The sequence below is a fragment of the Maritimibacter dapengensis genome (assembly GCF_019218265.1).
Lineage (GTDB): Bacteria > Pseudomonadota > Alphaproteobacteria > Rhodobacterales > Rhodobacteraceae > Maritimibacter > Maritimibacter dapengensis.
Window position 1 is genome coordinate 1,139,455 of record NZ_JAHUZE010000001.1, and the last position, 22,353, is coordinate 1,161,807.

The 22,353-nt window shown below is 62.6% G+C and carries 23 protein-coding genes; 13 read left to right on the forward strand and 10 right to left on the reverse strand.

The genetic code is table 11. The features are described 5' to 3' along the window. Positions 1 to 297: 297 nt before the first annotated feature. Entirely contained in the window at positions 298 to 762 is a 465-nt protein-coding gene (gene hpaR, locus KJP28_RS05755; RefSeq protein ID WP_218391510.1) for a homoprotocatechuate degradation operon regulator HpaR, read from the reverse strand. Positions 763 to 869: 107 nt separating this feature from the next. On the opposite strand from hpaR, the gene KJP28_RS05760 reads away from it, so the two are divergent. The 7 genes from KJP28_RS05760 to hpaD (KJP28_RS05790) all read left to right on the forward strand — a co-directional run bounded on the left by KJP28_RS05760 (position 870) and on the right by hpaD (KJP28_RS05790) (position 7,237). Continuing rightward, positions 870 to 1,280, forward strand: coding sequence for a 5-carboxymethyl-2-hydroxymuconate Delta-isomerase (locus KJP28_RS05760; RefSeq protein ID WP_255552248.1), 411 nt, complete (start codon positions 870 to 872; stop codon positions 1,278 to 1,280). Between the two features lie 4 nt (positions 1,281 to 1,284). After that, positions 1,285 to 2,793 carry a 5-carboxymethyl-2-hydroxymuconate semialdehyde dehydrogenase gene (gene hpaE / locus KJP28_RS05765; RefSeq protein ID WP_218391513.1) on the forward strand — a complete coding sequence of 503 codons (1,509 nt, stop codon included), beginning with the start codon at positions 1,285 to 1,287 and terminating at the stop codon, positions 2,791 to 2,793. Positions 2,794 to 2,829: 36 nt separating this feature from the next. Beyond that, on the forward strand, positions 2,830 to 3,810 hold the full coding sequence (hpaD, locus tag KJP28_RS05770) for a 3,4-dihydroxyphenylacetate 2,3-dioxygenase (RefSeq protein WP_218391514.1): 981 nt from the start codon (positions 2,830 to 2,832) through the stop codon (positions 3,808 to 3,810). A gap of 54 nt (positions 3,811 to 3,864) precedes the next feature. Beyond that, the gene (locus KJP28_RS05775) at positions 3,865 to 4,740 is read left to right on the forward strand and encodes a fumarylacetoacetate hydrolase family protein (RefSeq protein WP_218391517.1); all 876 of its coding nucleotides are present in this window, start codon (positions 3,865 to 3,867) and stop codon (positions 4,738 to 4,740) included. Beyond that, positions 4,737 to 5,534 (forward strand): 2-oxo-hept-4-ene-1,7-dioate hydratase, encoded by a 798-nt coding sequence (gene hpaH / locus KJP28_RS05780; RefSeq protein WP_218391519.1) that lies wholly within the window; start codon positions 4,737 to 4,739, stop codon positions 5,532 to 5,534. Before KJP28_RS05775 ends, hpaH begins: the two co-directional genes overlap by 4 nt. 8 nt (positions 5,535 to 5,542) lie before the next feature. After that, positions 5,543 to 6,301, forward strand: coding sequence for an aldolase/citrate lyase family protein (locus KJP28_RS05785; RefSeq protein WP_218391520.1), 759 nt, complete (start codon positions 5,543 to 5,545; stop codon positions 6,299 to 6,301). Positions 6,302 to 6,382: 81 nt separating this feature from the next. After that, positions 6,383 to 7,237, forward strand: a complete 855-nt coding sequence (gene hpaD, locus KJP28_RS05790; protein WP_218391521.1) for a 3,4-dihydroxyphenylacetate 2,3-dioxygenase — start codon at positions 6,383 to 6,385, stop codon at positions 7,235 to 7,237. Between the two features lie 141 nt (positions 7,238 to 7,378). Here the strand turns inward: hpaD (KJP28_RS05790) and KJP28_RS05795 are convergent, their stop codons facing one another. From KJP28_RS05795 to KJP28_RS05815, 5 genes are all read right to left on the reverse strand, one after another. After that, positions 7,379 to 8,431: an ABC transporter substrate-binding protein gene (locus tag KJP28_RS05795; protein WP_218391522.1), complete on the reverse strand. Its 1,053-nt coding sequence runs from the start codon at positions 8,429 to 8,431 to the stop codon at positions 7,379 to 7,381. Between the two features lie 51 nt (positions 8,432 to 8,482). Continuing rightward, entirely contained in the window at positions 8,483 to 9,727 is a 1,245-nt protein-coding gene (locus tag KJP28_RS05800) for a DUF1501 domain-containing protein (protein WP_218391525.1), read from the reverse strand. A 20-nt stretch (positions 9,728 to 9,747) separates the two neighbouring features. After that, entirely contained in the window at positions 9,748 to 11,469 is a 1,722-nt protein-coding gene (locus tag KJP28_RS05805) for a DUF1800 domain-containing protein (protein WP_218391528.1), read from the reverse strand. Positions 11,470 to 11,582: 113 nt separating this feature from the next. Next, positions 11,583 to 12,383 (reverse strand): ABC transporter ATP-binding protein, encoded by an 801-nt coding sequence (locus KJP28_RS05810; RefSeq protein WP_336245306.1) that lies wholly within the window; start codon positions 12,381 to 12,383, stop codon positions 11,583 to 11,585. Between the two features lie 40 nt (positions 12,384 to 12,423). Then, a complete protein-coding gene (locus KJP28_RS05815) occupies positions 12,424 to 13,296 on the reverse strand; it encodes an ABC transporter permease (protein ID WP_218391529.1) in 873 nt (290 codons plus the stop codon). 160 nt (positions 13,297 to 13,456) lie between these two features. Between KJP28_RS05815 and KJP28_RS05820 the strand changes: the two genes are divergently transcribed. Further along, positions 13,457 to 14,503 (forward strand): LysR family transcriptional regulator, encoded by a 1,047-nt coding sequence (locus KJP28_RS05820; protein WP_218391530.1) that lies wholly within the window; start codon positions 13,457 to 13,459, stop codon positions 14,501 to 14,503. Positions 14,504 to 14,717: 214 nt separating this feature from the next. Continuing rightward, entirely contained in the window at positions 14,718 to 15,572 is an 855-nt protein-coding gene (locus KJP28_RS05825; RefSeq protein WP_218391536.1) for a hypothetical protein, read from the forward strand. A 17-nt stretch (positions 15,573 to 15,589) separates the two neighbouring features. Here KJP28_RS05825 and KJP28_RS05830 read toward each other — a convergent pair whose 3' ends face one another. Genes KJP28_RS05830 through KJP28_RS05845 form a run of 4 tightly spaced genes read right to left on the reverse strand, consistent with a single transcriptional unit; the run spans position 15,590 to position 18,950 of the window. Continuing rightward, positions 15,590 to 16,414, reverse strand: a complete 825-nt coding sequence (locus KJP28_RS05830; protein ID WP_218391539.1) for an ABC transporter permease — start codon at positions 16,412 to 16,414, stop codon at positions 15,590 to 15,592. Continuing rightward, the gene (locus tag KJP28_RS05835; RefSeq protein WP_218391543.1) at positions 16,407 to 17,573 is read right to left on the reverse strand and encodes a type 1 periplasmic-binding domain-containing protein; all 1,167 of its coding nucleotides are present in this window, start codon (positions 17,571 to 17,573) and stop codon (positions 16,407 to 16,409) included. Before KJP28_RS05835 ends, KJP28_RS05830 begins: the two co-directional genes overlap by 8 nt. Next, entirely contained in the window at positions 17,573 to 18,532 is a 960-nt protein-coding gene (locus tag KJP28_RS05840; protein ID WP_255552182.1) for a PQQ-dependent catabolism-associated beta-propeller protein, read from the reverse strand. Before KJP28_RS05840 ends, KJP28_RS05835 begins: the two co-directional genes overlap by 1 nt. Positions 18,533 to 18,536: 4 nt before the next feature. Continuing rightward, positions 18,537 to 18,950, reverse strand: a complete 414-nt coding sequence (locus KJP28_RS05845) for a cupredoxin domain-containing protein (RefSeq protein WP_218391546.1) — start codon at positions 18,948 to 18,950, stop codon at positions 18,537 to 18,539. A 150-nt stretch (positions 18,951 to 19,100) separates the two neighbouring features. Between KJP28_RS05845 and KJP28_RS05850 the strand changes: the two genes are divergently transcribed. The 4 genes from KJP28_RS05850 to KJP28_RS05865 are packed head-to-tail and all read left to right on the forward strand — an operon-like array spanning position 19,101 to position 22,337. Beyond that, the gene (locus KJP28_RS05850; protein WP_218391548.1) at positions 19,101 to 20,096 is read left to right on the forward strand and encodes an ABC transporter substrate-binding protein; all 996 of its coding nucleotides are present in this window, start codon (positions 19,101 to 19,103) and stop codon (positions 20,094 to 20,096) included. A gap of 23 nt (positions 20,097 to 20,119) precedes the next feature. Then, entirely contained in the window at positions 20,120 to 20,881 is a 762-nt protein-coding gene (locus KJP28_RS05855) for an ABC transporter permease (RefSeq protein WP_255552183.1), read from the forward strand. Then, positions 20,866 to 21,588, forward strand: a complete 723-nt coding sequence (locus tag KJP28_RS05860) for an ABC transporter ATP-binding protein (RefSeq protein WP_218391549.1) — start codon at positions 20,866 to 20,868, stop codon at positions 21,586 to 21,588. Before KJP28_RS05855 ends, KJP28_RS05860 begins: the two co-directional genes overlap by 16 nt. Then, positions 21,585 to 22,337, forward strand: a complete 753-nt coding sequence (locus tag KJP28_RS05865; RefSeq protein WP_218391550.1) for an ATP-binding cassette domain-containing protein — start codon at positions 21,585 to 21,587, stop codon at positions 22,335 to 22,337. Before KJP28_RS05860 ends, KJP28_RS05865 begins: the two co-directional genes overlap by 4 nt. Positions 22,338 to 22,353: the final 16 nt, after the last annotated feature.

Here is a 22,353-nt window from a genome sequence, read left to right on the forward strand (position 1 = left end):
GCGATGGGGGCCAAGGTAGACCGGGCCGGTGGTCATAACACAATCGTTAGTGATGGGGCTCCGACGCAGGTGGCGGGAGATGGTTCAGGGCCTCGCGGGATGTTCGATGGGGGGGCAGGGACTGCGCCAGACGCTTTGCGACGGGCCGGCGCATTGGAGAGGACCTCGGTTCCCGCCCCATGGGTGGTCACGGGGGCGGTCTACGATATTTCGACGTGTTCTCAGATTGTTGGGAGGTTTCCATCGACACGTTCGGCCGCGCGTCATTGTGCGCCCGGGCGGCCGTGCAACGGGTCGTCACCTTTTTTCGGAAAGGCTGACGATCAGCGTGTCGATCTCATCGAGAAGGGTCTCGATCCGTTGCGCTCCGATCAGGCCCTCGATCTCTTTGTAGATCTCGGCACTTTCGGGGGCGACCTCGGCGAGAAAGGCAGACCCGGCCCTCGTCAGGCTGATCAAGGACCGCCGTCCGTCGCCCGGATCCTTGCGCAATTCGATGAAACCACGGGTTTCGAGCGTTTTCAGGATGCGGGACAGGGACGGGGCGAGAATCGCCGCGCCCTCGGCCAGTTCCGACGCGTCGATGGAGTCGGCTTCATCCAGCACTCTGAGCACGCGCCATTGCTGCTCGGTCACGCCATGTCGATGAAGCATTGGCCGAAAGCGGTCCATCACCGTTTCGCGTGCGCGCAAGAGCGCCATCGGAAGCGTTCGCCGGGTGCGCGACAGCGCGGTGATCGGCTTTTTCTCGATACTGCTCATGGATCCGCCGCCTTTCAGCCTGTGTCAGAACTATTTCACAAGTTAACCATTGACAAGAGTCGCATTGCTTAACATGTTAACTGAAAGGGGGGCGAATCTTGCCGCATATGCATGTCGAGTATTCTCAAGGGCTGGACGCCGAGGGGACATTGGAGGCCCTGTGTCGTGCGCTTCACGGCGCGATGATCGACGCGACGATATTCCCGGTGGCCGGGATTCGTGTGCGTGCGTTCAGGGCGGATTACTGCATCGTGGCGGACGGGCATCCCGAGAACGATTTCGTCGCCATGACTTTGACCGTCGGGGCAGGTCGCACGACGGAGGCTTTGAAAGAGGCCGGCGACAGGATTTTCGACGCTGCACAGAAGGTGCTCGCTTACCGCCTTGCCGAACCGCATTTCGCCTTGTCGCTGGATATCCGGGTCTCGGATCCGGCGCTCAGCTGGAAAGATACACCGATCCACGCCCGGCTGTCGTCCGAAGCGGGCGCAGCTGGCACGGGCAAGATGAAGGACTGAACCGATGACACTTGAAAGCAACATCGCGCAGGCCAGGGAATACATGGCCCGCTTCGCCGCCGAAGGTGTGATGAACCACATCGACGGCGAGAACGTTCCGGCAAAGTCGGGCAAGACGTTTCAGACCGTGTGTCCGGTGGACCTGTCGAAGCTGGCCGAGGTCGCCAAGGGGGGCGAGGCGGATATCGACGCCGCCGTCGCCGCCGCGAAGGCGGCCTTTCCGGTCTGGTCTAAGACGCCGGGCGCCGAACGCCGCAAGATCCTGATCAAGGTCGCGGAGGCCATCGAAGCCCGCGCCGAGGAGATCGCCTTCACCGAGTGCATGGATACCGGGCAGGCGCTTCGTTTCATGTCCAAGGCGGCCATGCGTGGCGCGGCGAATTTCCGGTTTTTCGCGGATCAGGCACCTGCTGCCGAGGATGGCGCGGTCACGCGCACGCCGACGCAGATGAACACGACGTCGCGCCGCCCCATCGGGCCGGTGGGTGTCATCACGCCGTGGAACACGCCGTTCATGCTGTCGACCTGGAAAATCGCGCCGGCGCTCGCTTCGGGCTGCACGGTGGTCCACAAGCCCGCCGAGTTCAGCCCGATGACCGCGAAACTCCTGGTCGAGATTGCCGAGAGCGCGGGCCTGCCAAGGGGCGTGCTGAATGTCGTCAACGGATTTGGCGAAGACGCGGGCAAGCGTTTGACCGAGCATCCCGACATCAAGGCCATCGCTTTCGTCGGTGAAAGCCGCACCGGGTCCATGATCATGGCGCAGGGGGCAAAGACGCTCAAACGCGTGCATTTCGAGTTGGGCGGCAAGAACCCCGTCATCGTCTTCGACGATGCCGATCTCGAGCGGGCGGTGGATGCGGCGACCTTCATGATCTACTCGCTCAACGGTGAGCGCTGCACGTCTTCGTCGCGCCTGTTGGTGCAGGACAGCATCTACGACGACGTCACGGCTCGCGTGGCCGAGGTCGCCCGCCGGATCAAGGTCGGGCACCCGCTCGACCCGGACACCGTTGTCGGGCCGCTGATCCACCCCGAGCATGAAGCCAAGGTGCTGTCCTATTTCGAGAAGGCCCGAGAAGAGGGCGCGACCATCGCGGCCGGGGGCGACAAGATCGGCGAGGCGGGGTGCTACGTCGCGCCCACTCTGTTCACGGGCGCGACAAATGACATGGCCGTGGCGCAGGAGGAAATCTTCGGCCCGGTTCTGACCGCGATCCCGTTCAAAGATGAAGAAGACGCGCTCGCGATCGCCAATGACGTGCAATACGGGCTTGCCGCATACCTGTGGACCAACGACCTGAACCGCGCCATGCGGATGACCGACTCGCTCGAAGCGGGAATGATGTGGGTGAACTCGGAAAACATCCGGCACCTGCCCACGCCCTTCGGTGGCGTCAAAGCCAGCGGCATCGGGCGGGACGGGGGTGACTGGTCATTCGATTTCTACATGGAAACCGTGAACGTCAGCTTCCCGCGCGCCAGCCACAAGATCCCCAAGCTCGGCGGTTGAACGCCCGGCACACGATTGTCCAAAGGGAGAGAGACCATGCCCATTCCGGCCCCGAACCTGTATCCGCCGTTCAACATCATCCGCTTGAGCCATGTCGACTTCGGCGTCACCGACCTCGCCGCCTCGAAGGCGTTCTATGTCGACACGCTGGGGCTTCAGATCACAGATGAAGATTCGAACACCGTCTACCTGCGCGCGATGGAAGAGCGCGGCCACCACTGCATGGTCCTGCACAAATCTGACGCGGCGCATGTCAAATCGCTGTCGTTCAAGGTCTTCGACGAAGAGCAACTCGACAAGGCGGAAGCCTGGTTCGCGGCAAAGGGGCATGAGACCACTTGGGTCGAACGCCCATACCAGGGGCGGACGCTGGCCACGCATGACCATCTTGGGATGCCGATCGAGTTCTATTTCAAAATGGACAGGCTGGATCCGATCCACCAGAAATACGCGCTCTACAAGGGCGTGAAGCCGTTGCGCATCGACCATTTCAACTGCTTCGTGCCGGATGTCGACGACGCCGTGGGTTTCTACAACGAAATCGGCTTTCGGGTGACTGAATATACCGAGGACGCGGAAAGCGAACGGCTCTGGGCTGCCTGGACCCACCGCAAGGGCGGCGTACATGATATCGCCTTCACCAACGGCACTGGCCCGCGTCTGCACCATACGGCGTTCTGGGTGCCGACACCGCTGAACATCATCGATCTGCTCGACCTGATGTCGACCACTGGGTATGTCACCAATATCGAACGTGGACCGGGGCGGCATGGCATCTCCAACGCCTTCTTTCTGTATATCCTCGACCCCGATGGCCATCGGATCGAGATTTACTGCTCGGATTACCAGACGGTCGACCCCGACCTCGAAGCGATCAAATGGGATCTCAAGGACCCGCAGCGCCAGACCTTGTGGGGAGCGCCTGCACCACGCAGCTGGTTTGAACATGGTTCGGTCTTCGAGGGGCTCGACACGACCGAGTCCGACCTCGGCGCATCGCCCATCATCGCACCGTGAGGCCCGGATGTTGACAGATCCGGCGTTTCGACAGACTTGCCTGAGGAGTTCACCATGACCCGCCCCAACGCCCGCATCGCGGCCTTCCACGTCAACGGGGCCGATCGCTTCGGGGTCGTGACCGAAGAGGGGATCGTCGACCTGACGCCGGAATTTGGCGACCGGTTCAAAGGATTGAAAGAGGTGATCGAGGCCGATGCGCTTGCGGACCTCGTCAGCGCCGCGGAAGGCCGCGCCGCCAATTACCGCGAAGAGGATGTGACCTACCTCATTCCGATCGCCAACCCGGAAAAGCTCATCTGTATCGGTGTGAATTTCCCCGATCGAAACGCGGAATACAAAGACGGCACGAAGGACGCGAAATCCTATCCGTCGATGTTCATCCGTTTCCCGCGCTCATTCGTCGGGCACGGTCAAAACATCGTCCGCCCGCCGGAATCCGAGCAACTCGATTACGAAGGCGAAGTGACTATCGTGATCGGCAAGGGCGGTCGGCGCATCGCGAAGGAAGATGCCTACGACCACATCGCGGCACTGACGCTGTGCAACGAGGGCACGATCCGCGACTGGGTCCGTCATGCGAAATTCAATGTCACGCAGGGCAAGAACTGGGACGCGTCCGGGGCCATCGGACCGTGGATCGTGCCCTTTGCCGACGCCAGCCAGCTGGACGACATCAAGCTTGAAACCCGCGTCAACGGAGAGGTCCGCCAGCAGGACCGCACGGGCCGGATGATGTACGTTTTCCGCTATATCGTGAATTACATCAGCACCTTCACCACTCTGGTCCCGGGCGACGTGATCGTCTGTGGCACGCCGACCGGCGCGGGCGCGCGGTTCGACCCGCCGATCTGGCTGAAACCCGGCGATGTGGTCGAGGTCGAGGCGGAGGGCATCGGCATTCTGCGCAACACGGTGGCCGACGAATGACGCCGGAGGAAATCAACAAGTCGGCTGCCGACCTTCTGACCGCAGAGCGGACGCAGTCGCAGATCGGCCTTCTCTCGCTCCGGCATCCGGAGATGACGCTGGACGATGCCTATGCCATCCAGTCCGCGCAGATGGCGCAGAAGCTGGCAGCGGGGCGCAGCATCATCGGCTGGAAGATCGGGCTGACCTCGAAAATCATGCAAACGGCGCTGAACATCGACACGCCCGACAGTGGCGTTCTCTACGACGACATGTTGTTCGAGACCGGCGCGACCGTGCCTGCGGGTCGTTTCATCCAGCCCCGCGTCGAGGCCGAGATCGCCTTTGTCATGAAGGCACCGCTCGACGGCGGCGTGACGCGAGAGGACGTGCTGGCCGCGACCGAAGCCGTGGTGCCAAGTCTGGAGATCCTCGACACGCGCATCTTGCGCACCGATCCGGCAACAGGGCAGGCGCGGGTGATCTTCGACACCGTCAGCGACAACGCTGCCAATGCCGGGATCGTTCTGGGCAATGCGCGTCACGCGCCCGATGCGGTCGACCTGCGCTGGACCGGCGCCATCGTGCGCAAGAACGGCGAGGTCGAGGCAACAGGGCTGGGGGCTGCGGTGCTGGACGATCCGGTGATGGGCATTGTCTGGCTGGCGCGCCGGATGCACCAATACGGTCAGCGGATCGAGGCCGGACAGGTGATCCTGTCCGGGAGCTTCATCGCACCGCTGGAATGCCCGCCGGGCACCGGGATCGACGCGGATTTCGGACCTTTCGGCCACGTTTCCATTTCTTTCGATTGAGGTCAGCCATGCCATCGCCCGTGAACACTTTCAAATCCCGTCTCAAGTCAGGCGAAACCCAGATCGGTCTATGGGTCGCGCTGGGCGACCCTTCGGTGGCCGAGCTGTGCGCGGGGACCGGGTTCGACTGGCTGGTGATCGACGGTGAACATGGCCCGAACGGCCTGCGCGATATGCTGGCGCAACTCCGGGCCATCGGCGGCAAGACGCATCCGGTGGTTCGCACGCGTGACGATAACAGAGCGGAGATCAAACAGATCCTCGATATCGGGGCGCAGACCCTTCTGGTGCCGATGATCGAAAGCGCGGATCAGGCCCGCGAGGTCGTGCGCTCGGTTCTCTATCCGCCCGCCGGTGTGCGTGGGGTCGGTGCCGCATTGGCGCGGGCGTCGGAATTCGGCGCGATTGCGGATTACCTTCCAACGGCCAACGACGAGGTCTGCCTGCTGCTTCAGGTCGAGAACAGGGCCGGGATGGCGGCGCTCGACGACATCCTTGCGGTCGACGGCATTGACGGCGTGTTCGTGGGCCCGGCGGATCTTGCCGCGGACATGGGGTTCGCTGGCCACCCCGGCGCGCCCGAGGTGCAGGCGGTCGTGAACGACGCGCTGCAACGCATTCGTGCCGCAGGCCGCGCGGCTGGCATCCTGACTTCGGACCTCGATCTGGCCCACGGCTACGCGCGCGATGGCATCGACTTCCTCGCGATCGGGTCCGATGTGGGCGTCCTTCGGTCGGGCCTCAAGGCGCTTCGCGCAGCGTTCTGATCGGCGCGGGTTGATCGAAATCAAGGAACCGGCTTCCGGACTCCTATATTGAACATGTTAAATAAAAGGGAGGGATGACCGATGGGGAAACTGGTTCTCGCAGCGAAGTGCACGCATGTGCCGACGATGTTGATGTCGGAGCAGGACGGTGCGTTGAAAGGCTGCCGACAGGCGGCGATTGATGGGCACAGGAAGATCGGCGAAATGGCCCGTGCGGCCGGGGCCGACACCTTTGTCGTGCTCGACACGCACTGGCTGGTGAACGCCGGCTACCACGTCAATGCCAACGACAGCTTCAAGGGCATTTATACATCGCACGAGTTTCCGCAGTTCATCCAGGACATGGGTTATGAATACGAGGGCAACCCGGCCTTGGGCGACCGGATCGCCGCCGCCGCAATGGATCTGGGCGTTCACACCGAGAGCCATCAGATCGACAGCCTCGACCTCGAATACGGCACGCTGGTTCCGATGCGCTACATGAACGAGGATCGTGCACTCAAGGTCGTATCGGTCGCGGCCATGTGCACCGTCCACAGCCTCGACTCGTCGCGCACGTTGGGGGAGGCGATCCGCATCGCTATCGAGAAGTCCGACAACAATGTCGCTTTGATCGCGTCGGGGTCGCTGAGCCACCACATCTGGGCGAATGACGATTACGCCGCCAACAACGGCACCTTCACGATCTCGTCCAAGTTCAACGAGGTGGTCGATCGCCGCGTGCTCGAGATGTGGCAGAATGGCGAGACCGAGCTGTTTCTGGAGATGCTGCCCGATTACGCGAAGCATTGCGACGGAGAGGGCGACATGCATGACACGATCATGCTGTTCGGCGCTTTGGGCTGGGACAGCTACAAAGGCAAGGGTGAGGTCATCACCGAATACTTTCCGAGTTCCGGCACCGGCCAGACCAACGTGGTTTTTCCTGTGAATTGACGGCGAGGTAGCGCGCGTGCCGGGGCCGGGTGTAACCGATGTCCCCTGAGATCGGGAAAGAAGCCCGCCCGATGGCGCGTGCGTCCGGCCCGGGCCCCGGCTCTTTCAAGCAGAACCGGCGCTCCTCAAGCCGCATCGGCTTCAATACCGGGCATCGAGGCCTTCGGTCTCGACAACCCCCATCTCCTCGAGAGCGGTGTCGGTGAAGCTGAAATCGACGATGTCGTCAATTCCGATCACCGGGACATCGCTGAAATCGGGATTGGAATAGGTGAAGTCGAACGACGCTTGCAGCGTATCTCGGCGCATGCAGCCGTTGACGCACCAAAGTGTGCCGTTGAAGGCGGCGGTCCGTTCGATCGCTTCGGGGGTCAGATCGGGTCGCCGCTCGGTCGCGGCTTCGATCCAGACGTCCGGGTCGGCCGCGAAGTCGCGCGAGGCTTCCATGATGGCATTGGTGAACCGTTGCAGCGCCTCGCGATTTTCCTCGATGCTGTCCTCCCGCACGACAAGGAACTTCGGCGCCGCTGGCGCGCGTGAGGCGAAGACGTCGGCTGGCAAGAGCATATGCAGGCCCTCCACATCCTCGACCGACGAATAGGTGCCAAAGGAGACGGTCGTCGCATCCACCCGATCGACGGCGAGCGCCTGAACCCGGACCGACGGCGCACCAATGGCAACGTAGTCCGGCAGATCGGGATCGAGGTCGAAGCTGCGCAGCACCGCTTGCGTCAGCGCGTGATCGAGACCGCCGATGTCGGAGATAGCAAAGCTACGTCCTTCGAGGTCCTCGAGTGAGGTGATGTCGGACCGCGATGCGATCAGGAACGGGATGCCTGACCCCACCGAGAGGAAGCCCCGCACCGGAAGATCGTTGGCAGCGTCAAGCCGGATGGCCGCGTCGATGGTGATATGCGCGACGTCCACGTCCCCGGATTGCAGCGCGGCCGCGGCAAGGGGCGTTCCGTCGAGCCCGATATAGGTGACCTCGACCTCGTGCTTTTCGAAGTAGCCGAAATCCTGGGCCAGTTGGAATACCGAGGATGTTGTCGGATTGAAGATATTGTCATCGGTGGCGAGGGTGACTGTGAGTTGTGGAGTCTCTTGTGCGACCGATGCGCCGACACCGGCGAATGTACAGAGCGCGGCGGCCGCGAGAGTAGAGCGCGCGATTGAAGTGGTCGTGTTGAACATGATCGTTTGTCCTTGTTTTGCGCCCGACGCATGCGCGGACGTGTGTGGTCGTCAGGCCGCCGCCGATGCGAAGACGGGCAGCGGTTCGAAATCCCGGTTCAAGATCGTTCCGACGGCGTCGCAGCCCATCCAGCCGTTGATGAGCGTGGCGTAGACGCGGCGAAAATCGGTGGTGTATTTCAGGTTGCCGCCGTCCAGATCGGTCAGGCTTGGCACGGCGCCGTAATGCCCCCCGTGTATGGGCTTCCCGATGATGAAGGCAGGACCGGCGGTGCCGTGGTCCGTGCCAAGGCTGGTATTCTCGCCCACGCGCCGTCCGAATTCGGAAAACGCCATCAGGACGACATCGTCGCCGCGCCCCAGCCTGTCCATGTCACTCAGGAATGCTGCGATGTGGTCAGAGGTGTATGACAGGAGGCGGGTGTGCAGGTTGCCCTGATGGACATGAGTGTCGAAGGCGTTGTTGCGAAAGGGAACATAGTAAACCTGCGTCGGGAAATCGGCGGCGATCAGCGCCGCCACCCGCTCCAGCCCCCAGTTCACGAGGCCATAATCGACTGGCGTTTCATAGCTCTCCCACGCCTCACGCACCAACCGCTCTGAACGGCTGGCGCTGGCGGCGATATCGAAGAGATAGTCGAGCGAGGGATTGCTGGATGCATCACTCGCAGCGTCGCCCGCAGCGATGGCCGCCGCCTCGGGATGGAACATGCGACGGCTGAACTTGTCGGGGTCGTCGAAGACCAGCGGCACATGGTGCTTCGCCTTGACAGCAAGGGATTGGTGGTCGTCGATGTTGACGAGAAAATTCTGTATGTGGCCCTGAGGATCAATCGCGTCCGCCATACGCCCCAGCCAGCCATAGACCTCGCCGCTATTCGGTGCGCCTGTCTGCCAGAAGGCCATGGACGAGAAATGCGAAAAGGAAGGCTGGTCGTAGCCGACACCGTGGACGATGGCCATCTGCCCATCCTTGTAGAGCCGCTCGAAACCGGGCATCGACTTCTGGAAGGCGAAGTGGTCATCAATCTGCAGGGCTTGCTCCTTGCGGATGCCAAGATTGGGCCGCGCGCGGTAATAGGCGTCATCAGCGTGGGGAATGACGGTGTTCAACCCATCGTTCCCGCCGGACAATTCGACAATGACCAGTATTCTGTCCTTGGCATCCTGGTCGGTCAGCTTCGACCAGACGGGCGCGCTGGCGATGCCGCCCGCGCCCTTGAGCACGATGCTTTCGTAGCCCGACTTCTTGAGGGTGTTTCTTTCTTCGGCGGTCAGCTTTGGTCGTCTGGCCATGTCAAGGCTCCCGGGTTTGTTCAGGCGAGTTGGTATTGTGGCGTGCACATGATCGCGTGGGCCACCAGCCGAAGGCCGTATTCGGTATAACCCTGGGCCTCTGCCAGGTCCGATGTGCCAAGCTCGTCGGTCAGCATCTCGATGAGGGCGCTGCGCGATGACTCGGTCAGAGGCACGCACAGAAGACGGTCGGCGAGACGATCGACCGCGTCCTCCGTCGTGCAAGCCCCTTCGGCAGCGAGTGTCCCGGTCAGATGAAACTGGGCGGCCGCTCTCGGGATCGGCTTGAGCATGCGCATGGCCTCCTGCCAGCCCATGAGATTGCCGAGCCGGGTATTGAAGCTCTCCTGGATGCCGGCCGTCGCGCTCGGGGCCGCACCTTCTTCGAGCGTAGCGGCAGTGATCTCCATGCCCGCATTGATATTGTCATTGGTGCGGCGGACGATGTCGCCCGGTTCATGGTTCGGGTCGACGAAAGAGATCATGTCGGGGAACATCACCTCGCGGGCGAAGTTTCCACGTTCGAACAGCAGGCCCGGGGTGATCCAGGCGCGACCCTCGCTCCATCCTGCAACCGTCGGCGGATAGAGCAAAATCTGGCCCAGCGTCTTGCCGGTCGTATAGGGATCCGGGATGCCCGGCATCGCGTCGAGGCCAAGCTTGCGATAGGTCGAAACGATAAGCTCGGTCGGTGACATGATATGCGTGGCGACGGAGGCATCGCTGTAGAAGTCCTCCGACAGAAACAGCGTCTCCAGAAACGGAGTCACCCGGTAGTCATTGTCGCGAAACACTCTGCCCAACTCTTGCGCGAAATCCTCCGGGATGTCTTCGCGCACGAAGAAACGATAGATCTTCGAGGCGATATAGATTGCCGTCTGATCCTGTTCGAGGATCATGGCAAGGATGTCGTCCCCGTCGAACGCCCCGGTCTTGCCGAAGAACGTCTTTTCGCCGGCGTCGTGTTTGGCTTCGTCGAAGCGAAATTCCAGGTCGTCATTGCTCCAGCCGGTAAAGGCGCGGGCGGCTTCGCGGATGTCTTCCTCGGTGTAGTTGCCGACGCCGAGGGTGAAGAGCTCCATGACCTCGCGGCCGAAATTCTCGTTCGGGGAGCCTTTCACGTTGTGCGTCGCATCAAGGAAGACGAGCATCGCGGGGTCCTTGGCGACGGCCGTCAGGAGATCGCGGAAGCTCCCCAGGGCGCCGGCGCGAAGCGTGTCGATCTGAAGCTTGATCTTGCGGTAGTCGCGCACCTTTTCCTCGCCGGTCGCGAAATGGCCATGCCAGAAGAGCGTCATTTTTTCTTCGAGCGGATGGCCGCTGCGGAGCATTTGGTCGAGCCACCAGAAGGCGACGCGCCGCGTCTCGAGCATGCTGGCGCGGCGCCAGTAGAAGAACCGGTTCGTCGCGGGCTGAAGCGGGCGCGGCCCGGCGGGTTTGTTTCTCACGCCCATGACCTCGCCGGTTTCGGCGGCATGGTCTGTGGTTGCCGGTCGCGACGGCGGAAAATCGGCGAGGCTGGGTTCCCAGAAACCGGATTCCTCGAAATCCGGCAGGGCGGGGCGGTCGGCCCGCCCATGTATCATGAGGTCAACCGCGTCCTGCGGGGACATGGCTGCGAGGTCGGCGATTTCGGCCGGTGTTCCGCAGAACCCCGCCCGCCTCAGAAGGTGCGCGGCCCTGTCCTTATTCCAATGCGACGCGCTGATCGGCGCGAGATTGCCCTCTGTTGGAGGTGCCATGCCGGCCTCCCTGAATTGCGCCGTTGATCGGCGCGCCGGTCGTTATCAGGATGGTAGGCATGGGGCAGGTTTCGAACAATTCGATGGTGGCCTATCGACGCGATAAGCAGCCCCTATCGCGGCTCGCCACGGTTCGGCGCGTGTTCCGAAAAAGCGCCGGTCAGTTCCTCAAGAACGGTGCCCTCGCGTCCCATCGCGTGAATCCTGTCCCACAAGGAGCGGCGCAGGTCCGCAAAGGCGGGCAGGCCGCGTGGATCGACCTGGGACCGTGGCTCGGGCAGATCGACCGGGACGACAGCATCAATGCGGCCCGGTCTCGGGCGCAGAACCACGATCCGTTGCGACAGGATGATTGCCTCGTCAATGTCATGGGTGACGAAGACGACCGCCATGTGCCTCCGTTCCCAAAGGCGCAGCAGTTCAATGCGAAGCGTTTCGCGTGTCATCGCATCCAGCGCCGCGAACGGTTCGTCCATCAGCAGAACATCCGGCTCCACGGCCAAGGCGCGTGCAAGGCCCACGCGCTGCCGCATCCCGCCCGAAAGCTCATGGGGATGAGCGTCGGCGAAATCGCGCAATCCCACGGCACCCAGCAGGGCGAGGGCGCGGTCCCGGCAATCCGCGCGCGAATGGCCCCTCAGTCTCAGGACGAATTCGATATTGCCGGCCACCGTCCGCCACGGCAGGAGCCGGGCAGATTGGAAGACCATGGCCATGTTCTGCTTGGGGTCGGGCGGCCTTCCATTGACCAGCACTTCACCGTTGTCTGGTTTGATCAGTCCGTTGATCAGTCGCAACAATGTCGTCTTGCCACAGCCGGAGGGACCGACCACGCTGATGAATTCGCCTTTGCCGACATCGAAGGTCAGGTCGTCCAGCGCGTGGACCTGGGCGCTCTTGAACGACTTGCTCACCCCTCGAAGCCGTATTGGTGGCATGGAGTCCCGGGGCACTTCAGCCTCCATCCCGCAGGTCCACGCGCCATCGCCCGAATTGCCGTTCCGCAAGTCTGAGCGCAATTGTGATCAGGGAGCCGAGCGCCATCATCACGAGAACCACGGCAAAGTAGCGGTCCATCTGAAACCTGTTGCCGGCCTTGATCATGAGGCCGCCGAGGCCGGACTGGGCCATGGTCAGCTCGGCGATGACCGTTCCGACGATGCAGATCGCCGCGCCGATGCGCAGGCCCGAAAGGATCGAGGGCAGCGCATCCGGCACCATGACCTGCCAGAACAGGGTCCGCCGTGGGGCGCCGAAGGACTGCGCCATCTCGATAAGGTCCTTGTTGGCGTTGGCGATCCCTGCGGTGGTGTTGATCAGGATCGGAAAGACCGCCGCGAGCCAGACCAGAATGACCTTGGCCTCGGTGTAGAGGCCGAACCACACGATGATCAGCGGTATGAAGGCGGCGCTGGGGGTCGCGTTCACGGCGTTCACGAACGGATCCAACACCCGGCCAAGGAACGGAAAACCACCCAGGAGAATGCCGATGAGAATGCCTGTCGTCGCGGCCAGCACGAACCCGAGGCCCAGAACGGTGAAGGATTCGCCAAGGGCGCGTGGCATCGTCCTGTCGGACCACATCTCTACACTCCGCCAGAAGACCGCACCGGGACTGGGCATGACCAGATTGCCCGATGTTGCGTTCAGCAATTTCATCCCGGCGATGAGCGCCACGAGGATACAGAGTTGCCAGATGACGGTGCCCGAACGGCTGCGGGCTCTCTTCGCGACGGGTTTGCGGCTCGCGGCAATGTCGGCGCCACGGCCTTCCGTCGCCCCCCGAGAGTCGGGAGCCGTCCCATCCGTTTTTGGCCGTTCCGCCATGTCATCCTTCCCGCCAGATGGCGCCATTCGTTTTCGCAATCCACCAAGGCCGTTCGTATCTACACGCATCTGTCAATCGCGTTTTCAATACTTTGTATTGCATCGGGAGTTGGCCAACGCGGCTAGAATGCCATCAAGCGGAGCCTTGCGGGAGGGGGAAGTGAACATAACCACCTACGATTTCGAGGCCGGTCTGGCAACGAAGGACGACAGGGCCCCACTCAAGGCCGCCCTGTCGATGACGCTGCAACAATTGCGCATCTTTCATGCCGTGGCCAATGCGGAGACGATGACGAAGGCGGCCAAGCAGCTTGGGCTGACTCAACCTTCGGTGTCGCAGCAATTGAGCAAGCTCGAGACAGCCATCGGCACGCGGCTGTTCATCCGCCGCCCGAACGAAATGGAGCTTACCGAGGCAGGACTGTACCTGTTGCCGCGCGTCGATCAGGTGCTGCGCATTCTCAATGAAACCGAAGACGGGTTGGGGCGTTTTTGCGAAGGTCGGCCCGCCGTGATCAAGCTGGCGGGCCTCGACTCGGTCTTGCGAAACCTCCTGCCCGGGGCGGTCCGCCACCTTCACGATCGACTTCCCGGCGTCGCCATAGACGTGCAGGAAAGCGCGCCGGCGGACATCGTGGAGCTTCTCGACGCCAGACGGATCAATTTCGGCCTTCTCGCAGCGAATTCGCTCGCGCAGGCGCATGAAGACTTCCTGCAAATCCCGATCATGGAGGACCCCTACGTCCTCGCCGTGCCAAAGGAGCTTGATCTTGACGGGGTGTCCGACCCTGCTCGGGAACTTTCGCCGGCGGCCTATCGAACGCTCAACCGGTCAATTCACTTCGCGTTCGGCAGCACGCATACCCGGCGCGTCTCGAACTGGTATGATCGGCTGTTGCCGGGTCATCAGCCGATCGTGCAATGTCGCAGCTACGAGTCCGCCCTTTCCTTCGTGCGGGGCGGGGCCGGTGTCTGTGTCGCGCCGGCGCTTTCCACGATCGGATTGGCAGGGCCCGACGCCGGAGTGAACCGCTACATGATAGGTGTTCCGCCCCGTCGCATCGTTGCCCTGATGCTGTCCCAACACCGGTCCATGGAACCCATGGCGACCCTGATTTCTGCGTTGAGAGACGTCGGTCGGACGCTCGACATGCAGGCCATTCTACCGACGCCAGCGTTTCTTGCAGACGACGTCACCTCACGGTGAGGGTGTAGTGCGCTGTCGGTTGATGGTGATCTCGGGCCGCCTGAGACGTTGGCCGTGACCTGTGCGTGATCGTCCATCGGGCCGTGACGGCAAGCCTCGTGCGTTTTAGGCGGATGGAGGCGACCCAAGTCCTCCTGAACGTCGGTCAATTCTTCTCATAGGCATTATCAATCGAGGAATGGCGCAGTTTGGTATCCTGTAAAAGGAGCCTGTGATGAGATATTTACTGCTTGCGGTTTCAGCGACCCTGCCCGGCACGGTTCTGGGGGAAAGCTTGGACGAAGCCTGGCGACTTGGCGGCTTCAGCACGCCGGAGTCCGCCTGGTACGAGGCCAGCATAGACAAGATCATCGTCAGCAACATCGGGGTCTTCGGTCCTGACGGGGGCATGGACGGTCGTCTGTCCCTCGTGTCGTCAGACGGCAAACTCGAAGATGCCGATTGGGTGACGGGGCTCATGGACCCGAAGGGGATGGCGAGCCAGGACGGTATGCTCTACGTGGCTGATGCCACGGGGATGCACGTCGTGTCGGTCGCGGATGGGAGCCTCGTCTCCACGGTCGCGCTCGAAGGGGCGACCTTCCCGAATGACATTGCGATCGGGGCGGATGGATCGGTCTATGTGACCGATTTCCTTGCCGGTGGTCTCTATCGTTACAAGGACGATGTGGCCGAGGTCTTCATGCCGGCCGGAAGCCTGCCGCTTCCGAACGGGATCCTCGCCGCGGACGGGACACTCTGGATCGGATCCTTCGGAGAGGGGATGCAGCCCGATTTCACCGTTGCCGAGCCCGGCGGGCTTTGGCAGGTCGATATCGAAAGCAAGAATGCCACACCTGTCGAAGGTGCGCAGGGTCTCGGCAGCGTCGACGGTATGGTTGTCGTGGGCGATGCGGTGATCTTTGACGACAATCCCACCGGCACGATGTTCGTTCACGACGACGCCGGGACGCGCGAGCTTGCCTCGGTCGGGGAGGGCGCTGCCGATCTGGGCGTCATGGGTGACATCGTGATCGTGCCCAATCTCGGCACTGGCGAAATCGTGGCATACCAGTATTCCCCGGACTAGCCCCGGATCCTTCGGGATCAGCCGCGCTTGATCATGCGGATCGATCCCCGGTTCGGGTCGTATCCGCGTGCCGACAGGGCGAAGGCCACGATGGCCACGCCCGCCACGACGGCGCAGGAGGTCCAGTTCATCTGACCGTAGGCCGCGAAGCGGATCAGTTCGACCGCGTGCGTAAAGGGATTGAACAAGGCGATGTCGTGCAGGAGCGTGGCGCCGCTTTCCTGAAGTTTCCACAGCGGATAGAGCGCGGAAGACATGAAGAACATCGGGAAGATGACGAAGTTCATCAGCCCGGCAAAGTTCTCGATCTGTCGGGTATAGACGGTGATCAGAAGCCCGATGGACCCCAGCATCAGCCCCGACAGAAGCATCGCGGGCGCGATCCAGATCATGCCCGCGAGCGTGGTGTAGTAGCCCACCAGTGCGGCGATCCCCAAAAAGACGTAAGCCTGCATCATCGCGAGTATCGTGGCGCCGATGATCTTGGCCAGAAGCAGATAGCTGCGGGGCAGGGGTGTGACCAGCATCACCCGCATGACACCTGCCTCCCGGTCATAGACCATCGACAGGGCCGATTGCATGCACTGAAACAGGATGATGATGCCGACCAGTCCCGGCAGGATGTATTCCTGATAGGGCGTGTAGGTCTCGTAGGGCGGGATGATCGAGATGCCCAGAAGGTTCTGAAGGCCGGTCGCGAAAATGAAGAGCCAAAGCGACGGGCGGACGATGGCGGACAAGAGGCGCTCATACTGGCGGACGAATTTGAGCACCTCCCGCTCCGTGACCGCATAGAGACCGAGCAGATAGCGCCGACGCGGATGCGATACCGCCTCAGTCACAGGCGAATTCCGGTTCGTCGATGCCGAGGCTGTCGAGCGTATTGGTCTGATGCAGAAACCCCTCGAGCGGCGCGATGCCAATGATCGCGTTGGACGTGGCCAGAAGGATCGGCTGCCTGAGTTGGCTGTCCCATGGACGGAAGCTCAACTGTGCGCCTTTCGACCCGTCGAGCCGAAGCCCGTCCGACCGAAGGAACGCTTCTATCGCGGCGGGGTCGCGGTCGCGCGACTTGGCTTCCGCCGTCAGGACAGCGCGCATCGCGACCCAGACCGACCAATCCTGCCATGTCATCCGCCTGCCGTCGCCCACCGCCGTCTCGAACCGGCTGTTGACCTGCGGTGCGCCGTAGCGTTCGAGTGACCAATGCCATTCGAGGGGCACAAGCCCCGTTGCACCGACCACGGGGCGGGGCAAGGCCGTCTGATACGGCAGATAGCGCGAGAACTCGCCGAAGCTGTCCGCGATAAAGACCGCGTCATAGTCGCGCGTGTCCCCGGTCAGAAGGGCCACATTGTTCTGTTCGCGCAGCGCCGGGTTGGTCGAGAGGTCGAATTCCCGCGTCTCGACGATCCGCAGCCTGAACCGCTCGGCCGCTTCGGTGAAAGACGCCGCACGCGCCAGGTCCCGTTCCGTCTTGCCATGCAGGAGCAGCACGTCCTGCCATTGCATCGTGACGAAATGCTGGATCAGGGCATCCGCGATCATCCTGTCGCTGGCCGCCGTGTGCAGCATCCGGTCATGACAGCGCCGGCGCAACCAATCCTCCGGTGCGGTGGTGTTCAACAGAAGCGGGCCATCGGGCCCAAGTGCCTCGGCCACTGCGTCGGCCTCAGGTGCCGGAAGATCGAGCAGAAGGTATTTCGCGCCCTCCTCGGCAAGTGCGCGGGCCGCGGCGACAAGGTCGCCGGCTTCGGCGACGCGCACCGCCGAAAAGCCGATCGTCAGGTCCCTTGCGTCCGTCAAGAGCGCGAGGTCGTCGATGGCCATGCGCGCGGCCACCTCGGGGTCGCCCTGCCGGCTGGTCTCGATCCGCGCATAGGCGATGGCGTCATCGTAACGCGGATCGGGATCGAGCCCGACCAGCGCGATCTTCACCTCTTCCTGAGCCGTGGCGATGCCGGCCCAGACAGAGATGACAAGGATAAGCAGCGCGCGCATCAATCGTCGATCACCACGGTATGGGGGACCTGGCCCACCGGGATGGACCGGATCGGGCGCAGGGTCTTCGTGTCGACCAGCGTGATGTCATCGGACAGCCCGTTCGCGACCACCGCGACGCTTTCATCGCGGGTCAGTGCGACAGACCATGCGCGGCGTCCGACCAGGACATAGTCGATCACCTCATGTGTCACCCCGTCGATCACCGCGATGTGGTTCGCACGGCCCAACGAGATATAGCCGCGCGACCCGTCCGCAGTCAGGGCCATGCCCACCGGCGTCACGTCTTCGGGCCGGAAGCCCGGCGGCAGGAATTGGAGCACTTCCTTGATGTCGTTCGTGGCACGGTCGATGATGTAGATCTCGCTCGACAATTCGGCGGACACCCATAGCTCGTTGGTGTCGGGTGTCAGCACGAACCGGCGGGGCCGGGTCCCCACGATGATGTTGTCGACCACGGCGCCGGCCTCGGTGTCGATCACGTGGATCATGTCCGCCACTTCCGAGGTCACGTAGACGGTCGAACCGTCCTCGGACGAGATGACGCCTTCGGGTTCGGCGCCCGTGGGCACGTCGTGGACGACGATCCGGCTGTCGGCCTCGATGATCTCGAGCATCGAATCCTCTTCGTTCGAGACGTAGATCAGCGACTCGTCCGGCGAAAAGGCGAAGACTTCGGGGCTGGGCCCGGTCGGGATGCTGTCGACGACTTCGAGCGTGTCGACGTCGATGATGTCGATCACGTCGTCGTCCCCGCAGGCGACATAGAGAAGCGTCCGGTCCGCGTTGAGCCTCATGTCGCGAGGGCGGCGCGAGGTCTCGATGGTGGCGATATGCTCGTAATCCGGGGAAAAGACCCAGATATCGTGACTTCGTTCGTTCGAGACGAAGATTCGGCCCGTGTCGAGGGCCATGGCCGGTGTCGCCATGATGAGAGCGACGAAAAATGCGCGCAACATCACGCTACCTCACGACGAAAGTGCCGGCGAGGCCGCGATCCTGATAGCCGGCGATCCAGAAATCGTAATTGCCGGGACGGATCGGGACGAACCAGACGTCGATCTGACCTTCGTCGTCGAACTCGATCGCATAGAGGCCATAGGGCTGCACTTCGAGGTCGTTGACCACCACCTGGTTGATCCATGAGTTGCGGAACAGGTCCGGGGCAACGATCTGGAATTCCTCGCCGCCGTCATGAACGATCGACCAGCGGTAATATTTCCCGGTCTCCAGCTCGAATTCATTGACCGACAGGGTCAGCTCCGCGCTGTCGATCTCCATATCCGGAAGCCGTGTCGCATCGCTTGCGAGATTTCCTTCGGCATGTGCGACAGCGCCGGTGGCAATCAGTGCCAGCGCCCCAAATACGTTCTTCATGTTTCCTCCGCGCGTTCTGTTGTGGCTCCACCCTAGCCCTTTTCGAGGATTGGGTTTGGCAATATCTGAGATTGAGTAACCTGTTTTTCGCGGGTGCTAGCATTCTTGGGAACAAGACGACCAGCCAAGGTCTGGTCCGGGAGGAATGCAATGAAGAGACGTGATTTCAACAAGCTACTGGCTGCGACTGCAGGTATGATGATGCCGGCGCGGGCGATGGCCTTTTCGCCAGCTGCGGAAGATGTGGTCGTCGGCGTCCAGCTGACCGGCACGGCCAGCTGGGAGATGCAGACGATACTCGACAAGCGTCTCGATACCCACAACCAGATCGCCCTCGAACTGATCGATGTCGCGAACAAGCAGGCCGGTCATGTCGCGCTTCTGTCCGGCGAGGCGGACCTGATCCTGTCCGATTACATCTGGGTCGCCTCGCTCAGGGCGGCGGGGGAGCCGGTGACCTGTGTGCCGCATTCGCTCGCCGTGGGCGGGCTGATGGTTCCGGCCGGAAGCGATATCGGCGCGGTGACCGATCTGCCGGGCAAGACGATCGGGATCGCCGGCGGCCCCGTCGACAAGAGCTGGATCGCGCTTCAGGCCTTCTACGCCCAGCAGACGGGCGACACCTTGGCCGACAAGGTGGACGCCAAGTTCGGCGCGCCCCCGCTTATCAACGAGCTTCTGGCGAATGGCGAGGTTGATGCGAGCCTCAACTTCTGGCATTTCAACGCGCGCGCCAAGGCCGCCGGGAATACCGAGCTGGTCTCGGTCGCCGAGATGATGGAAGGCATGGGGATCACCAATCAACCGCCGCTTCTGGCCTGGGTTTTCCTCGAGGAGACCGCCAGAAAGAAGAAAGATGCCCTGACCCATTTCTTCAATGCGTCCTTTGAAGCCAAGGCGCTTCTGGCCTCGGACGATGCCATCTGGGACGATCTGCGCGAAAAGATGGGGGCCGCGGAGGATGACACGCTCTTTCAGACACTTCGCGACGATTATCGCGCGGGCATCATTCCCGGCTTCACCGACGAGATGATCGAGTCGGCCCGCACTGCCTTTTCGATCATGGCGGAATACGGAGGCCCGGATTTGGTCGGTGACAGCGCGACAATGGATCCTGGAACCTTCTGGGCTGGCTATCGCACCTAGGCAGGGGGCGGACAGGGTCCCTCATGAGGCAAACGCGCGGCGACCGAAATTCCTGGATCGAGGCTGCCTCGTTGCCGCTTCTTCTTCTTGTCTGGCAGGTCGCCGCCATGCTGGCCGCGCACAGGCTGTTTCCCGCGCCGCTCGCCGTGTTTCAGGAAATCTGGATGCTGGGGACAGAGCGGTACCTGTTCGCGGACCTCGGAAAGACGCTCGGCCGGGCCGCGCTTGCCTTTGTCGCGGCCATGACGATCGGCGTGCTCATCGGCGGCGCGCTTGGCCGGGCCCGGACGCTCGACAAGTTGTTTTCAAGCTGGATTCTGATCGGGCTGAACGTGCCGGCGATCGTTGTCGCCATCGCCTGCTATATCTGGCTGGGTCTGTCGGAATTCGCCCTGATCCTCGCGGTGACGATCAACAAGGCTCCGCTCGTGGCAGTGACCATGCGCGAGGGCGTCCGGGCGCTCGATGCGGGCCTGTCGGAACTGGCGTTGGCTTATCGCGTGCCGTTCTGGCGCCGCATACGCCTCTTTGTCGTGCCCCAGCTGATGCCGTTCGTCCTCACCGCGGCCCGAACAGGGCTGTCGCTGATCTGGAAGATCGTGCTTGTCTTCGAGGTGCTTGGCAGCGATGGCGGGGTCGGGTTCCGGATCGGCGTCTATTTCCAGAATTTCGATATCACTGGCATTCTTGCCTACACGCTGACATTCATGGCGGTGGTGATTGCTTTCGAATACCTCGTCATGCGTCCACTCGAACAACGGATCCTGGGATGGCGGCGAGCATAGCGGTTTCGATCGATATCCGCGCGAAGCGGTTCGACGGCGCAACGGGGCTCTTGTTCGACGGGCTGACGCTCGATGTCGCCGAAGGCGAGGTGCTGGCCCTTGTCGGGCCGTCGGGGGTGGGCAAGTCAACACTTTTGCGGATGATCGCGGGGCTCGATACGGATTTCGAAGGCCGGATCACGGTGTTCGGGCAGGGCGCGGACGAGGCCGGCCCGCCGGGTTTCGTGTTTCAGGACCCGCGATTGCTTCCGTGGCTTGGTGCCGCGGAAAACATCCGCGCGGTCAGCCCAGCTACGACATTGGACGAGGCGATCTCGCTCTTGGGCGAGATGGGGCTTGCCGGCTATGAAACCACTCTTCCGGGGAACCTGTCGGGCGGGATGCAACGCCGCGTTGCGCTGGCGCGGGCGCTTGCGGTCCAGCCCCAGCTTTTGCTTCTGGACGAACCTTTCGTGTCGATCGACCGCAAACTGGTGCGCGAACTGCACGAGGTCATCGGCCGGATCGCGGAACAGCGCCGCCCGACCATGATCCTTGTCAGCCACGACCCCGAAGATGCAGCCCGGCTCGCCGACCGGATCATCCAGTTGCAGGGCCGACCCGCCCGGATCATCGCCGAAACCCGCGTGGACATCGCGCGGGCCGATCGCGACCCGTCGCGGGTGCTCGGCATCGTGGCAGAACTCGAAGCGAGGGCGGATGTATGAGTGACCCGGTGCTGGACCTGCGCGACATCCGGAAATCCTATGGCACGTCAGAGGCGCTGGCAGGCATCTCGCTGGCGATGCAGGAGGGTGAATTCGTGGGCCTGCTTGGCCCGAATGGCGCGGGCAAATCGACGATGTTCCAGATTATCGCCGGGCTTTTCGCGCCCGATGCCGGAAGTGTTCGGCTCTTCGGTCTCGATCATGCCTCGAACGGTCCGCGGATCCTTGCCCGGCTCGGCGTCGTGTTTCAGGCCCGCTCGGTCGACCTCGACATCTCGGTGGTTGCCAATCTCCGGTTTCACGGCCGGCTTTTCGGGTTGAGCGGCAGCGACCTTGCCGGTCGGATCGAGGCGCTCTGCACGCGGTTCAACCTCGACGATCTCCGCAACCGGCCCGTTCGGACCCTGTCGGGCGGGCAGCAACGCCGGGTCGAAATCGCCCGCGCGTTGATCAACGAGCCCGATCTCCTGATCATGGATGAACCGTCCGCCGGGCTCGACGCATCTTCGCGCCGTGATCTCGTCTCGCATGTCCGTGACCTTGCCCGAACCGAGAAGGTGGCCGTGCTGTGGGCGACACATCTCGTGGACGAGGTCGGCGATGCGGATCGGATCGTCATCATCGACCACGGGCGGATCCGGGCCAACGATACGCCGGCGGCGCTCCTGGACGAGACAGACGCGGAGGATCTTACCGACGTCTACGAGAGGATCCTGCAAAGGCGGCCCGGTGACGCGGAGCCGGGCTAGAAGGGAAATGCGGCCT

Bases quoted from the DNA above. Each gene is read 5' to 3' on its own strand.
- hpaR (WP_218391510.1), bottom strand. From the start codon at position 762: ATGAGCAGTATCGAGAAAAAGCCGATCACCGCGCTGTCGCGCACCCGG.
- KJP28_RS05760 (WP_255552248.1), top strand. From the start codon at position 870: ATGCATGTCGAGTATTCTCAAGGGCTGGACGCCGAGGGGACATTGGAG.
- hpaE (WP_218391513.1), top strand. From the start codon at position 1,285: ATGACACTTGAAAGCAACATCGCGCAGGCCAGGGAATACATGGCCCGC.
- hpaD (WP_218391514.1), top strand. From the start codon at position 2,830: ATGCCCATTCCGGCCCCGAACCTGTATCCGCCGTTCAACATCATCCGC.
- KJP28_RS05775 (WP_218391517.1), top strand. From the start codon at position 3,865: ATGACCCGCCCCAACGCCCGCATCGCGGCCTTCCACGTCAACGGGGCC.
- hpaH (WP_218391519.1), top strand. From the start codon at position 4,737: ATGACGCCGGAGGAAATCAACAAGTCGGCTGCCGACCTTCTGACCGCA.
- KJP28_RS05785 (WP_218391520.1), top strand. From the start codon at position 5,543: ATGCCATCGCCCGTGAACACTTTCAAATCCCGTCTCAAGTCAGGCGAA.
- hpaD (WP_218391521.1), top strand. From the start codon at position 6,383: ATGGGGAAACTGGTTCTCGCAGCGAAGTGCACGCATGTGCCGACGATG.
- KJP28_RS05795 (WP_218391522.1), bottom strand. From the start codon at position 8,431: ATGTTCAACACGACCACTTCAATCGCGCGCTCTACTCTCGCGGCCGCC.
- KJP28_RS05800 (WP_218391525.1), bottom strand. From the start codon at position 9,727: ATGGCCAGACGACCAAAGCTGACCGCCGAAGAAAGAAACACCCTCAAG.
- KJP28_RS05805 (WP_218391528.1), bottom strand. From the start codon at position 11,469: ATGGCACCTCCAACAGAGGGCAATCTCGCGCCGATCAGCGCGTCGCAT.
- KJP28_RS05815 (WP_218391529.1), bottom strand. From the start codon at position 13,296: ATGGCGGAACGGCCAAAAACGGATGGGACGGCTCCCGACTCTCGGGGG.
- KJP28_RS05825 (WP_218391536.1), top strand. From the start codon at position 14,718: ATGAGATATTTACTGCTTGCGGTTTCAGCGACCCTGCCCGGCACGGTT.
- KJP28_RS05835 (WP_218391543.1), bottom strand. From the start codon at position 17,573: ATGCGCGCGCTGCTTATCCTTGTCATCTCTGTCTGGGCCGGCATCGCC.
- KJP28_RS05840 (WP_255552182.1), bottom strand. From the start codon at position 18,532: ATGTTGCGCGCATTTTTCGTCGCTCTCATCATGGCGACACCGGCCATG.
- KJP28_RS05845 (WP_218391546.1), bottom strand. From the start codon at position 18,950: ATGAAGAACGTATTTGGGGCGCTGGCACTGATTGCCACCGGCGCTGTC.
- KJP28_RS05850 (WP_218391548.1), top strand. From the start codon at position 19,101: ATGAAGAGACGTGATTTCAACAAGCTACTGGCTGCGACTGCAGGTATG.
- KJP28_RS05855 (WP_255552183.1), top strand. From the start codon at position 20,120: ATGAGGCAAACGCGCGGCGACCGAAATTCCTGGATCGAGGCTGCCTCG.
- KJP28_RS05860 (WP_218391549.1), top strand. From the start codon at position 20,866: ATGGCGGCGAGCATAGCGGTTTCGATCGATATCCGCGCGAAGCGGTTC.
- KJP28_RS05865 (WP_218391550.1), top strand. From the start codon at position 21,585: ATGAGTGACCCGGTGCTGGACCTGCGCGACATCCGGAAATCCTATGGC.